Source organism: Nocardiopsis sp. FR4 (assembly GCF_009830945.1).
Lineage (GTDB): Bacteria > Actinomycetota > Actinomycetes > Streptosporangiales > Streptosporangiaceae > Nocardiopsis.
Map to the genome: position 1 here is coordinate 22,070 of NZ_VWVV01000035.1, position 12,843 is coordinate 34,912.

The window sequence follows — 12,843 nt, forward strand, 5'->3', positions numbered from 1 at the left end:
CGCTACTGGTGACCAAAGAAGGTAAAGAGTCCTTGACCCAGGGGGATAAAACGGTCATGAGCCGGTTAATCGGACTCATCTCTTCGGCTTCCGGTCACTCTCGGCTACGCCGCCTCGTCCACCGGGAGACCGAGCCGGGCCCCCACGAAGTCGGCCGTGGCCACCATGCCGCGGTAGTTGGGGTGCACCGGGGCCCCGTTCTCGGGGAGCAGCCCCTCCACCCAGCGGGTGCTGGAGGGCTGGCACACGTCGTGGCCGCGTTCGAAGACGTCCACGAAGACGGCTCCCTGGGCCTCGGCCTCCTCGGCGATCATCGCGTTCAGGGCCGTCTGGGCGCGGTCCAGGTAGGGCACGTCGCCGCGCGCGATGGGCGTGCTGGGCCAGCAGCCCCTGCTCTCGGGCAGGATCTGCAGGTAACCCACGGCCAGGACCGTGGCGTTGGGGCTGCGCTCGGCGATGTCGGCGTACACCTGGGCGACGGCCGGGCGCAGGTTCTCGATCCGCTGGTCCAGCTCGTCGCCGTAGTGCCTGGCGCACGGGCTGCCCAGCGGGTTGGTCAGACTGCGCTTGGCGCACTCGACCAGGATCTCGGAGAAGCCGAAGTCGTTGCCCGCGATGCCGACCGTGACCAGGTCGGTCTCGGGCGTGAGGGCGTCGAGTTGCGGGCGGGTGTCGCTGAACTGCGGCTCGTAGAGGTCGTTGATCACCGCTCCCGAGCAGCTGGCGTCGGTGAACTCCGCGACGCCCAGCCGCTGGGCGAGCATGGTCGGGTAGTTGTTGGAGGTGCGCATGCATCCCAGCAGGGGCATCTGGGCCTGGACCCTCTCCTCGCGGATGAGCGGACCGGCCACGAAGGAGTCTCCCAGGGAGACGTAGTGCTGGTAGGGGGCGGCCTGCGCCGTCTCGGCGGCGGCGGGCGCGGAGGCCAGGGACAGGCCCAGCACGGCGGCGGCCAGGGGGGCCAGCACACGGCGCAGGACTCGGGACGGGGACACGTCGGATGTACGGGGCACGCGGGTTTCCTCTCCAAGGAGCGGGGGCGTGAAGTTACGGACCCTAGGAATTCTTTAACACGGCCTACGAGAAAAGGCTTCTAACTCGTAGGTAACTTTCATGTGTCCCACCCGCCCCTCCCGCCTCCGACCGGGGCTGTCCCCGGGAGCCGTTAGCGTTGCCACCATGGCAAAGGCAGCGAAGACCACGTTCCGGTGCTCGGAGTGCGGATGGAGCACCCTCAAGTGGGTGGGCCGCTGCGGCGAGTGCCAGGCCTGGGGGACGGTGGAGGAGGCCGGCGCCCCCGCGCCCGCGGCCGTCGCCGCCGCGCCCGTCACCTCCCGGGCCCGTCCCATCACCGAGATCAGCGTGGAGAGCGCCGAGGCGGTCCCCACCGGCGTCGACGAGCTCGACCGGGTGCTGGGCGGCGGCGCGGTCCCGGGTGGCGTGGTGCTGCTGGCGGGCGAGCCCGGCGTGGGCAAGTCCACCCTGCTCCTGGAGGTCGCCGCGATGCGCGCGGCGGAGGGGCCGGTGCTGTACGTGACCGGCGAGGAGTCGGCCGGCCAGGTGCGGCTGCGCGCCGAACGCCTGGACGCGCTCTCGGACAAGCTCTACCTGGCCGCGGAGACCTCGATCGCCTCCCTGGTCAGCCACGTGGACGCGGTCGGCCCGCGGCTGCTCATCGTGGACTCGGTGCAGACCATGGTCTCCCCCGACGTCGCGGGCGTGCCGGGCGGCGTCACCCAGGTCCGGCAGGTGACCGGCGCCCTGATCCAGATCGCCAAGGAGCGCGGGATCGCCACCGTGCTGGTCGGCCACGTGACCAAGGACGGCTCCATCGCCGGTCCGCGCCTGCTGGAGCACCTGGTGGACGTGGTGCTGCACTTCGAGGGCGAGCGCCACTCCCAGCTGCGGCTGCTGCGCGCGGTCAAGAACCGCTACGGGCCCACCGACGAGATCGGCTGCTTCGAGCTGACCGAGACCGGCATCGTCGGCCTGCCCGACCCCAGCGGCCTCTTCCTCACCGAGCGCACCGACCCGGTACCGGGCACGTGCGTCACCGTCACCCTGGAGGGGCGGCGCCCGCTGATCACCGAGGTGCAGGCCCTGGTGGCGGCCAGCCCGCTGCCCGCGCCCCGCCGGGCCACCTCCGGCCTGGACACCTCCCGGGTGAACATGATCCTGGCGGTCCTGGAGAAGCGAACGGGCATGCGGCTGGCCAACATGGACGTGTACGCGTCCACGGTGGGCGGCGTGAAGCTCACCGAGCCCGCCGTGGACCTGGCGCTGGCCATGGCCGCGGCCAGCTCCAACAACGACGTGGCGCTGCCCGCGGGCTTCATCGCCATCGGCGAGGTGGGCCTGGCCGGCGACGTGCGCGCCGTGAGCGGTGTGCGGCGCCGGGTGGCCGAGGCACAGCGGCTCGGGTTCACCGAGGCGGTCGTGCCCAGGCACTTCGGCGACCCCGTCCCGGGCATCCGCGTCCACGAGGTCGAGGAGCTGAGCGAGGCCCTGAGCCGGGTGGCCCGGCGGTCCCGACGGGCGCGGCGGCCCGCCGCCGGGGCCGAGGAGGAGTAGGCGGGTCAGAAGTCGAAGACCGGTCCCTTCTCGCTGAGGAGCACGCACTGGTTGGCGAACGTCTCGTGGTAGATCCCGTCGTCGCCGTAGGCCGTGGCGATGACGGGGTCGTAGACCAGCGGGCAGAGCCTCTGCGTGCTTCTGATGTCGGCGATCGAACCCGCCTCGGCGATGGCGGCGCAGGCATCCTCGGCTCTGGGGTGGGTGCCCCCGGCGGGGCCGCACTCCAGGATCGCCTGCCGCGCCCAGTCCTCGGACTCCTTCTGCACGAAGAGGACGTGGCGCTGCTCGGCGGCGAACGGAGCGGCCTGGACGGGCGCGCCGAGCGCCAGGACGAGGGCGGGGGCGGCCACCAGGGCCAGGGCGGTGTGCTTCACGACGGCTCCAGGAAGTGCGGGACGACAGGTCACCACGGATGGTAATCGAAACGACACTCAGAGCTTCCGTTTTTCCGAAGAATCGCCGAAATCGAGGTGCGCCCCGGTTCCGGCCGGGTCCGAATGCCGGGTGGTCAGCCCCGGGAGGGCGGAATGTCCGGAACCGCCGTGTCCCGCGGCCCCTCCTCCAGCCCGGACAGGTGCGCCACCATCCCGTAGCCGTCGGGCCGCAGGTCGCCCGCGCCGTCGGCGGTCCATCGGCTGACCGAGGCGGCTCCCACCGGTTCCTCGCGGGCCACCCTCCACACCTCCTCCTCGGACAAACCCTCCAGCGCGGCCCGGAGCAGGACCACGACCGGTTCGTGGGTGAACAGCAGCACCCGCTCCCCCGGGTGCCCGGCGCACAGGTCCCGCAGGAAGGAGCGCAGGCGCAGCAGGACGTCGGCGAGGGACTCCCCTCGTTCGGGGCGGTGGTGCATGCGGTCGGCCAGCCGCCGGGACCGCTCGCGCGGGTCGTACTCGTCCGCCATCTCCGGGGTCATGAGGGCGAACGGTCCGGTGTCGTGGTCGCGCAGCCGCTCGTCCGGGTCGACCGGCAGGGTGGTCCCGGAGGCCCGCAGCGCCAGCTCGGCCGTGCGTCGGGCCCGCAGGTAGGTGGAGGAGAACACGGCGTCGGGACCGCGGTACCCGGGCAGGCCCGCGAGCCAGACCGAGCCCACCGCGCGGGCCTGGTGCTCGCCCAGCGGCGTGAGGTCCACGTCCGCGTTGCGCGCGGGCAGGTCGGGACGGCCGCCGCCGCTGCCGGCCCCGGCCGGGAGCGCGTTGAACGCGCTCTGGCCGTGGCGGACCGCGGCGATCTCCCTCGGGCCCCGGTAGCGCATCGTCGCGTCCTCCTCCCGAACCGGCTCCGTGGGTCAGCAGAGTAGTGGCAGCAGGGCCTCGCGCCAGCGGTCGGCGATCCGGCGGTCACCGCTGGCCGAGGGGTGCACCCCGTCGTAGGTGTCGGTGTCGGTGTCGAAGCCGGTCCACTGGTCGACCACGGTCACCGGCGACCGGCGCGTGCTCAGGCCCGCGGCCCAGCCGGGGATCGCGGCGTTGAGGTCGCGCACGCGCTCGCCGCACTCGGCGCAGCTGCGATCGGGGTCCATGGGGATGATCTGGGCGACGAGGATCCTCATGCGGGGGTTGTGGGCCCGCATCTGCGAGACCAGCGTGCCGTAGGCCTCCAGCACCTGCCCGGTGGGGACCGCGCTCCAGACGTCGTTGGTCCCGAAGTGCATCATGACCACGTCCGGGTCGGTCCGGTCCAACCAGTCCACCAGCAGTCCGCGCCGGGCGACGTCGGTGACCAGGAAGCCGCCGTGGCCCTCGTTGTCGCCGTCGTACTCGAAACCGCAGCCGTCCCCGGGGCGGGTGCCCACGAAGTCCGCGTCCGTGCGGCCCGCCTCACTCAGGTCGGCCCACAGCAGCGCGCGCCAGCACCCGGGCGAGCCGGTGATCGAATCGCCCAGCGGCATGATCCGCACCGTGTCCTCCGCCGCCAGCTCCCCGCCCGCGTCGGCGCGGGCGGGGAGCTGGGGAGCCGCCACCGCGGCCGCGGTCAGGGCGAGACCGGCGACGACGTGCGCCGCAGCCCGCAGGAACCGGTTCCTCATGGGGCGACTCCTTGCGCTGAGAGCGGGTACTCCCGAAGGGAGCACCCGCTTGGGAGCGCTCCCAACGCGGAGCAGCCTAACTCCGAACACGGATCCCGTAAAGGGGGGTCCCGGTCCCGGACGCGCCGCGGGGCCGACGGCACCCCCCAGGGTGCTCCCGGCCCCGCGGCGGCGCCCCGTCCGTCAGGCCTTCAGCTGGAAGGCCAGTTGGGGCTGGTTGCCCGCGTAGTTCCCGTGCAGGTTGGCGCGGTACCAGCCGGGCTGGGCGGTGGCGTTGCTGTCCCGGCAGTCGGTGAAGGAGCGCTCGCGCCCCCACTCCACGACGTGCTCGTAGGGAACGCCCCGGTTGAGCTGGCGCTTCTCGCCGCCCTCGCCCTCCACGCAGTCGGCGGTGGAGAAGATCCGGTCGTCTCCGGAGTGGATGCGCACCTCCAGGGCCTCACCGCCCACGTCCACGGTGCAGGGCTGCTCACCGGTGTTGACGATGGTGATCCTGAACCCGGGCTGGGCGCCCGCACCGTAGATCTCCTGGTCCTTCTCGGCGAACTCGAAGGTGACCACGACGTCCTGGGAGCGGCAGGGGTCCTCGGGCCGCTCGGGCGCGGGCACCTCTCCGCCCGCGTTGCCGCCGGAACCACCGCCGGAACCGCCGCCGGAGCCGGAACCGGACGAACCCGCACCGGCCTCCTCGTCGCCCTCGGAGGGCTCAGCACTCTCACCCGCCCCCTCGGACGCTCCGTCCTCGGGTTCCCCACTTTCGGCCGCGGAGGGCTCGGTGGGTGCGACACTGGGAGAGGCCTGCTCGCCCAGACCGGCGTCGGACCGGCTCGGATCGCCGCTCTCACCGCCGTCGGGACGGCAGGCGTACGCGATGATCGCGAGCAGCAACAGGGCCCCGGCCAGCACGAAGGCACGACGCTTCCAGTAGGTCTCGCGGCTGACGGCTCCTGGATGTCCGGTACTTGACGCCATGCGCCGTAGTATTGCGGTTTTGCGCTGACCCCACCTACTCAACCCGCCGATTCCCAGTTAAAGATGAGCGATAACCCTTACAGCACCGCTGTTCTGGCCTGGTACGAAACCCACGCCCGCGACCTGCCCTGGCGACGGCCGGAGGCCTCCCCCTGGTCGATCCTGGTCAGCGAGATCATGCTCCAGCAGACTCCCGTGGTGCGGGTCCTGCCCGCCTGGCGGGCCTGGATGGAACGGTGGCCCACCCCCGCCGACCTGGCCGAAGAGCCCTCGGGTGAGGCCGTGCGCATGTGGAACCGGCTCGGCTACCCGCGCCGCGCGCTGCGCCTGCACGCCTGCGCGGTGGCCATCACCGAGGAGCACGGCGGCGAGGTACCCGACGACCACGCCACCCTGCTGTCCCTGCCGGGGATCGGCTCCTACACTGCGGCGGCGGTGGCGAGCTTCGCTTTCGGACAACGGCACGCCATTCTGGACACCAATGTTCGGCGTGTCCTGGCTAGAGCCGAAACGGGTGTCCAGTACCCACCGAAAACCCAGACCAAGGCGGAGACCGCCCTGGCCGAGTCGCTGCTGCCGCCCCTCCCCTCGGTCGCCGCCCGCTGGGGCGTGGCCGTGATGGAGCTGGGCGCCCTGGTGTGCACGGCCCGCTCCCCCGCGTGCGCCGACTGCCCGATCGCGGCCCAGTGCGCCTGGAGGCTGGCGGGCAAGCCCGCCTACGACGGCCCGCCCCGGCGCGGCCAGACCTACGCGGGCACCGACCGGCAGGTGCGGGGACGGCTGCTCGCGGTGCTGCGCGACTCCGCCCACCCGGTGCCCAAGGACGCGCTGGACGTGGTCTGGGACGACCACGTGCAGCGCGAGCGGGCCCTGGACGCGCTGGTCTCCGACGGGCTGGTGGACCCGCTCGACGACGGCCGCTACGCCCTGCCCGGCTGAGGGGGCGCGGCCCCGGACGGGGCGGCGTCCTCAGTCGGTGGCCGTCCTGGCGTCGGTGGCCGACTCCGCGGCGAAGTCGGCCTCGGTCCCGCTCCAACCGCCGCTGCACGGCGCGCCCGGCTCGGGTGCGCTGTCCGCCTGCACGAACGTGATGAGGTACTCGGGCAGACGGGGGTCCTCGGCGCCCTCCAGGAGGATCTGCGAACCCCAGGCCGACGCCACCACCGGGCTGGGCAGGCCCTCCATCGGGCTGATCACCAGGTAGTCGCCGGGCGCGTAGAGGGCGTGCAGGGCCTGGACCCGCTCGTCCGGAAGCCCGGGGTCGTAGGTGATCCACACGGCGCCGTGCTCCTGGGAGTGAACGACGTGCTCGGTACGCAGCGGCTCCTCGTAGACACCGCAGTCCTGCCAGGCCGGGTAGTGCGGTCCGCCCGCGGGCGGGAACATCTCGTACTCGACGGTCTCGCCCACCTCGACGTGGTCGGCGGGCAGGTCCTCGTAGTAGAGGACGCCGTCGAGCCCGCCTCCGGAGGAGGCCGTGCCGCCTCCGCCGCCGGAGTCCCCGGCGGGCATCAGCCGGAGGGCCACGAACCCGGCGCCCGCCATGAGGACGAGGACCAGGGCCACCGCGCCGACGATGAGGCCGACGGCCAGACCGTTCCCGCGACGGGGCGGCTGCGGCGGGTGGGGCCCGTCGTATCCCGGTGGGGGCGCCCCGCCCGGAGGCGGCGAGCCCGGGGGCGGCGAGCCCGGGGGCGGTGTCTGGTACGGGCCGGGCGGCGGACCGCCCGGGTGGGCGCCGGGGGAAGGCTGCGCGCCGGGCGGAACCGCGCCCTGGTGGCCGCCCTGGTAACCCGGCGGAGGAGGCCCCTGCGGGGGCTGGACGGGACCGGGCTGGGGGCCCTGAGGCGGCCACTGCCCGTGCTGGCGGGGATCTGGTTGGGTCACACCCGCACCCTAGGACGTGTCGGGCGGATGCGCACCCCGCCGTGGTTGCGCTCCCCGAGCCGCGCTCCGGGCACGCCGGAGGGGGCGCCCCGAACGGGACGCCCCCTCGTGGTCCTACGCGGCGCTCATCCGCGCCCGCGGGTCACTCGCGCTTGCCCGCGGCCGACTGCTCGACCTCGGGAGTGTCCGGCACCGCGGCCGGCTTGGGCACACCCTTGAAGGTGAACTTGGCGTCCGTGCCCTGGCCCTCGGCGTCGATCACGACGATCTGACCGGCCTTGAGGTCGCCGAACAGGATCTTCTCCGACAGCTGGTCCTCGATCTCGCGCTGGATCGTGCGGCGCAGCGGCCGGGCGCCCAGCACCGGGTCGAACCCGCGCTCCGCCAGGATCTTCTTGGCGGCCGGGCGCAGCTCGATCCCCATGTCCCGCTCCTTGAGACGGGTGTCCAGCCCGGTGATCATCAGGTCGACGATCTGGAAGATCTCCTTCTCGGTCAGCTGGTGGAAGACGATGATGTCGTCCACACGGTTGAGGAACTCGGGCCGGAAGTTGGTCTTGAGCTCCTCGCTGACCTTGGCCTTCATCCGCTCGTAGTTGGTCTGGGCGTCGTCCTCCTTGGCGAAGCCCATGGCCACGCCCTTGGAGATGTCCCGGGTGCCCAGGTTGGTGGTCATGATGATGACCGTGTTCTTGAAGTCGACGATGCGACCCTGGGCGTCGGTGAGACGGCCCTCCTCCAACACCTGGAGCAGGGAGTTGAAGATGTCGTTGTGGGCCTTCTCGATCTCGTCGAACAGGACCACGGAGAACGGCTTGCGGCGCACCTTCTCGGTGAGCTGGCCGCCCTCCTCGTAGCCGACGTACCCGGGCGGGGAGCCGAACAGCCGCGAGACCGTGTGCTTCTCCATGAACTCGGACATGTCCAGCTGGATCAGCGCGTCCTCGTCCCCGAACAGGAACTCGGCCAGGGTCTTGGACAGCTCGGTCTTACCCACGCCGGACGGACCGGCGAAGATGAACGAACCACCCGGGCGCTTGGGGTCCTTCAGACCGGCGCGGGTACGGCGGATCGCCTGGGAGAGCGCCTTGATGGCGTCCTCCTGGCCGATGACGCGCCGGTGCAGCTCGTCCTCCATGCGCAGCAGCCGGGAGGACTCCTCCTCGGTGAGCTTGAAGACCGGGATTCCGGTGGAGGCGGCCAGGACCTCGGCGATGAGCTCCTCGTCCACCTCGGCCACGACGTCCATGTCGCCGGCCTTCCACTCCTTCTCCCGCTGCGCCTTCTTGTTCAGCAGCTGCTTCTCGTCGTCGCGCAGCGAAGCGGCCTTCTCGAAGTCCTGCGCGTCGATCGCGGACTCCTTGTCGCGGCGCACCGCGGCGATCTTCTCGTCGAACTCGCGCAGGTCCGGCGGAGCGGTCATCCGGCGGATGCGCATCCGCGAGCCCGCCTCGTCGATGAGGTCGATGGCCTTGTCCGGCAGGAAGCGGTCGCTGATGTAGCGGTCGGCCAGCTGCGCGGCGGCCACCAGTGCGCCGTCGGTGATGGAGACCCGGTGGTGGGCCTCGTAACGGTCGCGCAGGCCCTTGAGGATCTCGATGGCGTGCTTGATCGTGGGCTCGTCCACCTGGATGGGCTGGAAGCGCCGCTCCAGCGCGGCGTCCTTCTCCAGGTACTTGCGGTACTCGTCCAGCGTGGTCGCACCGATGGTCTGCAGCTCACCCCGGGCCAGCATGGGCTTGAGGATGGAGGCGGCGTCTATGGCGCCCTCCGCCGCGCCCGCGCCGACCAGCGTGTGCAGCTCGTCGATGAAGAGGATGATGTCGCCCCGGGTGCGGATCTCCTTGAGCACCTTCTTGAGGCGTTCCTCGAAGTCACCGCGGTAGCGGCTGCCCGCCACCAGCGCGCCCAGGTCCAACGTGTACAGCTGCTTGTCCTTGAGCGTCTCGGGGATCTCGCCCTTGACGATCTTCTGGGCCAGGCCCTCGACCACGGCGGTCTTACCGACGCCGGGCTCACCGATCAGGACCGGGTTGTTCTTGGTCCTGCGGGACAGGACCTGCATGACCCGCTCGATCTCCTTGTCCCGCCCGATGACCGGGTCGAGCTTGGACTCGCGGGCGGCCTGGGTCAGGTTGCGGCCGAACTGGTCCAGCACCAGGGAGGTGGAGGGGGTGGACTCCGACGAGGCGCCGGTGGCCTGCGGCTCCTTGCCCTGGTAGCCGTGCAGCAGCTGGATGACCTGCTGGCGCACGCGGTTCAGGTCGGCGCCGAGCTTGACCAGCACCTGGGCGGCCACGCCCTCGCCCTCACGGATCAGGCCGAGCAGGATGTGCTCGGTCCCGATGTAGTTGTGGCCCAGCTGGAGGGCCTCGCGCAGCGACAGCTCCAGGACCTTCTTGGCCCGCGGTGTGAAGGGAATGTGTCCCGACGGGGCCTGCTGGCCCTGGCCGATGATCTCCTCAACCTGCTGCCGAACCGCTTCGAGGCTGATACCAAGACTCTCCAGGGCCTTGGCGGCGACGCCCTCACCCTCGTGGATGAGGCCGAGCAGGATGTGCTCCGTACCGATGTAGTTGTGGTTGAGCATCCTGGCCTCTTCCTGGGCCAGAACCACCACTCGCCGCGCGCGGTCGGTAAACCTCTCGAACATGTCTCGTCGCTCCTCTACAGAGCGGTCAGGCAGGGACGGTTCACTCCGACCCAACTCTTCCGCATATCGGCCCCACAGGGATGAACCGCCCTGGGGAGCACTGTCGCACCCGTCCGGACGGCCGACTGGCTGCCGACCCTGACGGACGTCTCCGTACGGCCGACCGAGGCCGCCCGTTCCAGAGACTTTCCCCGACGATAGGGCGTTCACCCAACATCCAACTACCAATTGCGGCGCGAGATTTCCCTGTACGCCGAAGGCGAACGGCCCGGGTACCTCCCGTACAGCGGAAGTGCCCGGGCCGCGTGCGCTGAAGCGGATAATCGGCTCTGAGCGAACAGGACCGTGTGTTCTTGTCGCGTCCGGCGGGAAAGCGGAAATGCGCGTCATCGCACCGGGCGGGAGCGCACGGTCCCCGGGTCCCGCGGCTCAGCGGGCCGCAGGACCACCGGAGACGGCCTCGGGGCGTGTTCCGCGGAAAGCACGCCCTACGCGGGAACGGGGAACGCGCGGCTGCCCCGTGCGGCTGCCCGGCCCTCGGCCCCTGCGGTTCGGCGGGCGGTTCCGCCGGGCCTCGCCGTCCGGCCCACCCCGTGGGTGTGGCGGCGGAGACCCAACTGCCGTCGGCGCGGGCCGGTGGTGCGCCCGTCACCGCGGTAGGCGGATCCGTCATATCCCCTCGTGGCCCCTGTCACCGGGCCGTGGCCCGGGGGCTGCCGGGCTCGGGTGTGTCCCAGCGGGCACAGATCGTCATTCGATCAAGACCTGACAACATTTCGGCGAACCGGAGGCCGACGGCAAACCTAACCCTTGATGGCCTCATATTCGGCGACGATCGCCGCGGGGATACGGCCGCGCTCATTGACGGGCTTCCCGGCGGCCTTGGCCCACGCGCGAATCTCGGCGCTGCGCTCCCGGCTGGGAGCATTCCGGGTGCCCCTGCGGGCCGGGCCGCGCGACGCCTTGGACGGAGCCTTGCGGGCGGCTTCGACGAAGGGAGTAAGGGCCTCGCGGAGCTTGGCCGCATTACCCGCGCTGAGGTCGATTTCGTACACGGAGCCGTCGAGACCGAACGTCACCGTCTCCTCGGCCTCGCCGCCGTCGAGGTCGTCGACCAGGAAAACCTGGACCTTCTGTGCCATGGATTCAAACCTTTCAGAAGAGCAGTGTCTCCACACCTGAATATAAAGCTATCTCGCGGGAAGGCAGAAGACAATTCCCGGCGTGCCCGAAATCACGGGGCCCGCCGATGGTTTCGGAGCTCGCTTGAGCAGCGCGGCGGCGGCGAGATGGTCCGCGCACGCGTGAAGCCGACCTGTCGGGCCCCGCGAGGCCCGGGGTCGGTCGAGTACCGTATCAACGACCCTCGGATTCGGGGCGTTCCCCGCCCCGGACAATCGGCGTGCCGTTCACGGGTCCGGTCTGTCCGGACGCTTGGGCGTCGTCACCGTCAGCACTGTCACTGTTGGTGGCCTCGTCCTCGCTGACCAGGCTGCCGTCCATCCGCCGAGGCGCCATCTCCCTGCGCAACAGTTGGATGACGAAGGCGCAGAAGACGCCCCCGACAACCACCGGCGGGATCAGCGCCGACAATACGTCGATCAGTCCGGGGGGAAGCACCGAGGACATAAAGTTCCCCATCGCAGCGGTCCACCCTTCCTGGTTGTTACTTATTGCAGCAAATACCCGACTCAGTGTCGGGTCGGCCCTGGGGATGGCTCGCCGGGCACCGGGGCAAACGTATACCCGACATCATAGACATCGTTTGCCCCCGGTTTGACACCGGACGCACCCAAGCACCCCCTGGCAAACCAGATGGTGGCCAATGTCCGGCCGTGCGTTCGGCGTCCCCGTCGGGCCTGGGGGAACACGGCGTCCGGAGGGAATCACAACCCTTGGTCACCGTCACTTCTGCGCACGGAGGCCCTCCCCGCAGGGACACATTACCCGCACGCTTCCACCCGTCCCGCATCCGGTTGTGTATAAGCGCCCCCGGGCCGACCCGGCTTGGGGCCCGCACCGGGAACTCCGTGCCGAGTGGGGTGGAAAGCCTTTAGGCATGGGCGGTTCGCGCCGCCTCGTCGAGGTACACAAGCATCCGGGTGTTCCCGAGGGTGTTGGGCTTAACCCGCTCCAGGTCGAGGAATTCGGCGACGCCCTCGTCATAGGAACGCAGAAGTTCCTCGTACACACGGGAGGAGACGGGGGTGCCCTGGATCGGGGCAAAGCCGTGTTTGGCGAAGAAACCGGTCTCGAATGTCAGACAGAACACACGGCGCACCCCCAACTCGCGCGCGGTGTCGAGCAGCGCCGTCACGATGCGGTGCCCGACGCCGAAACCGCGCAGGGAGGGGTCGACCGCGACGGTGCGCACCTCGGCCAGGTCCTCCCAGAGCACGTGCAGGGCGCCGCAGCCCACCACGCGGTACTCGGGTTCGGAAACCCCCGGAGGGGCCCCGGCCTCGGGGGTGGTCTCCGCCTCGGCCACCCAGAACTCCTGGACGTCCTCGTAGAGGTTGACGGTGCTCTTGGAGAGGACACGCCGGTCGGCGGTGTAGGTGTCGACCAGGCGGCGGATGTGGGCGACGTCGCGCGTCCTGGCGCGGCGCACGTGAACGTGGCGAACGGGCATAACCGGACCAGACTATGCCCATGGGGCGCCGCGCGGGCGCGGAGAACGCGACGGCACCCACCGGATGGGGGCCGGTGGGTGCCGTGTCGGTTCGGG

Annotated in this window: 12 protein-coding genes; 2 read left to right on the forward strand and 10 right to left on the reverse strand. The window is 70.9% G+C overall.

Annotated features, from left to right (window positions below):
* Positions 1 to 104: 104 nt before the first annotated feature.
* Positions 105 to 1,013 carry an SGNH/GDSL hydrolase family protein gene (locus tag FYW95_RS24240; RefSeq protein ID WP_159944126.1) on the reverse strand — a complete coding sequence of 303 codons (909 nt, stop codon included), beginning with the start codon at positions 1,011 to 1,013 and terminating at the stop codon, positions 105 to 107.
* A gap of 166 nt (positions 1,014 to 1,179) precedes the next feature.
* Here FYW95_RS24240 and radA point away from each other — a divergent pair, with 166 nt between their 5' ends.
* Positions 1,180 to 2,571 (forward strand): DNA repair protein RadA, encoded by a 1,392-nt coding sequence (radA, locus tag FYW95_RS24245; protein WP_159944125.1) that lies wholly within the window; start codon positions 1,180 to 1,182, stop codon positions 2,569 to 2,571.
* A gap of 5 nt (positions 2,572 to 2,576) precedes the next feature.
* Here radA and FYW95_RS24250 read toward each other — a convergent pair whose 3' ends face one another.
* The 4 genes from FYW95_RS24250 to FYW95_RS24265 all read right to left on the reverse strand — a co-directional run bounded on the left by FYW95_RS24250 (position 2,577) and on the right by FYW95_RS24265 (position 5,509).
* Positions 2,577 to 2,948, reverse strand: a complete 372-nt coding sequence (locus FYW95_RS24250) for an SSI family serine proteinase inhibitor (protein ID WP_159944124.1) — start codon at positions 2,946 to 2,948, stop codon at positions 2,577 to 2,579.
* 134 nt (positions 2,949 to 3,082) lie between these two features.
* Complete coding sequence (locus FYW95_RS24255; protein WP_159944123.1) at positions 3,083 to 3,829, reverse strand: histidine phosphatase family protein; 747 nt, start codon at positions 3,827 to 3,829, stop codon at positions 3,083 to 3,085.
* A 33-nt stretch (positions 3,830 to 3,862) separates the two neighbouring features.
* Positions 3,863 to 4,603: an SGNH/GDSL hydrolase family protein gene (locus FYW95_RS24260; RefSeq protein WP_159944122.1), complete on the reverse strand. Its 741-nt coding sequence runs from the start codon at positions 4,601 to 4,603 to the stop codon at positions 3,863 to 3,865.
* A gap of 183 nt (positions 4,604 to 4,786) precedes the next feature.
* Positions 4,787 to 5,509: a hypothetical protein gene (locus FYW95_RS24265; protein WP_201295018.1), complete on the reverse strand. Its 723-nt coding sequence runs from the start codon at positions 5,507 to 5,509 to the stop codon at positions 4,787 to 4,789.
* 129 nt (positions 5,510 to 5,638) lie between these two features.
* Here FYW95_RS24265 and FYW95_RS24270 point away from each other — a divergent pair, with 129 nt between their 5' ends.
* Positions 5,639 to 6,514 (forward strand): HhH-GPD family protein, encoded by an 876-nt coding sequence (locus FYW95_RS24270; protein WP_159944120.1) that lies wholly within the window; start codon positions 5,639 to 5,641, stop codon positions 6,512 to 6,514.
* Positions 6,515 to 6,544: 30 nt separating this feature from the next.
* Here the strand turns inward: FYW95_RS24270 and FYW95_RS28485 are convergent, their stop codons facing one another.
* From FYW95_RS28485 to FYW95_RS24295, 5 genes are all read right to left on the reverse strand, one after another.
* Positions 6,545 to 7,462: a DUF3105 domain-containing protein gene (locus FYW95_RS28485; RefSeq protein WP_236567939.1), complete on the reverse strand. Its 918-nt coding sequence runs from the start codon at positions 7,460 to 7,462 to the stop codon at positions 6,545 to 6,547.
* Positions 7,463 to 7,604: 142 nt separating this feature from the next.
* Positions 7,605 to 10,115, reverse strand: a complete 2,511-nt coding sequence (locus tag FYW95_RS24280) for an ATP-dependent Clp protease ATP-binding subunit (RefSeq protein ID WP_159944119.1) — start codon at positions 10,113 to 10,115, stop codon at positions 7,605 to 7,607.
* An 803-nt stretch (positions 10,116 to 10,918) separates the two neighbouring features.
* Positions 10,919 to 11,257 (reverse strand): histone-like nucleoid-structuring protein Lsr2, encoded by a 339-nt coding sequence (locus tag FYW95_RS24285; RefSeq protein WP_159944118.1) that lies wholly within the window; start codon positions 11,255 to 11,257, stop codon positions 10,919 to 10,921.
* Between the two features lie 214 nt (positions 11,258 to 11,471).
* Positions 11,472 to 11,756, reverse strand: a complete 285-nt coding sequence (locus tag FYW95_RS24290) for a hypothetical protein (protein WP_159944117.1) — start codon at positions 11,754 to 11,756, stop codon at positions 11,472 to 11,474.
* A gap of 412 nt (positions 11,757 to 12,168) precedes the next feature.
* The gene (locus FYW95_RS24295) at positions 12,169 to 12,747 is read right to left on the reverse strand and encodes an amino-acid N-acetyltransferase (RefSeq protein ID WP_159944116.1); all 579 of its coding nucleotides are present in this window, start codon (positions 12,745 to 12,747) and stop codon (positions 12,169 to 12,171) included.
* Between the last annotated feature and the right edge of the window lie 96 nt (positions 12,748 to 12,843).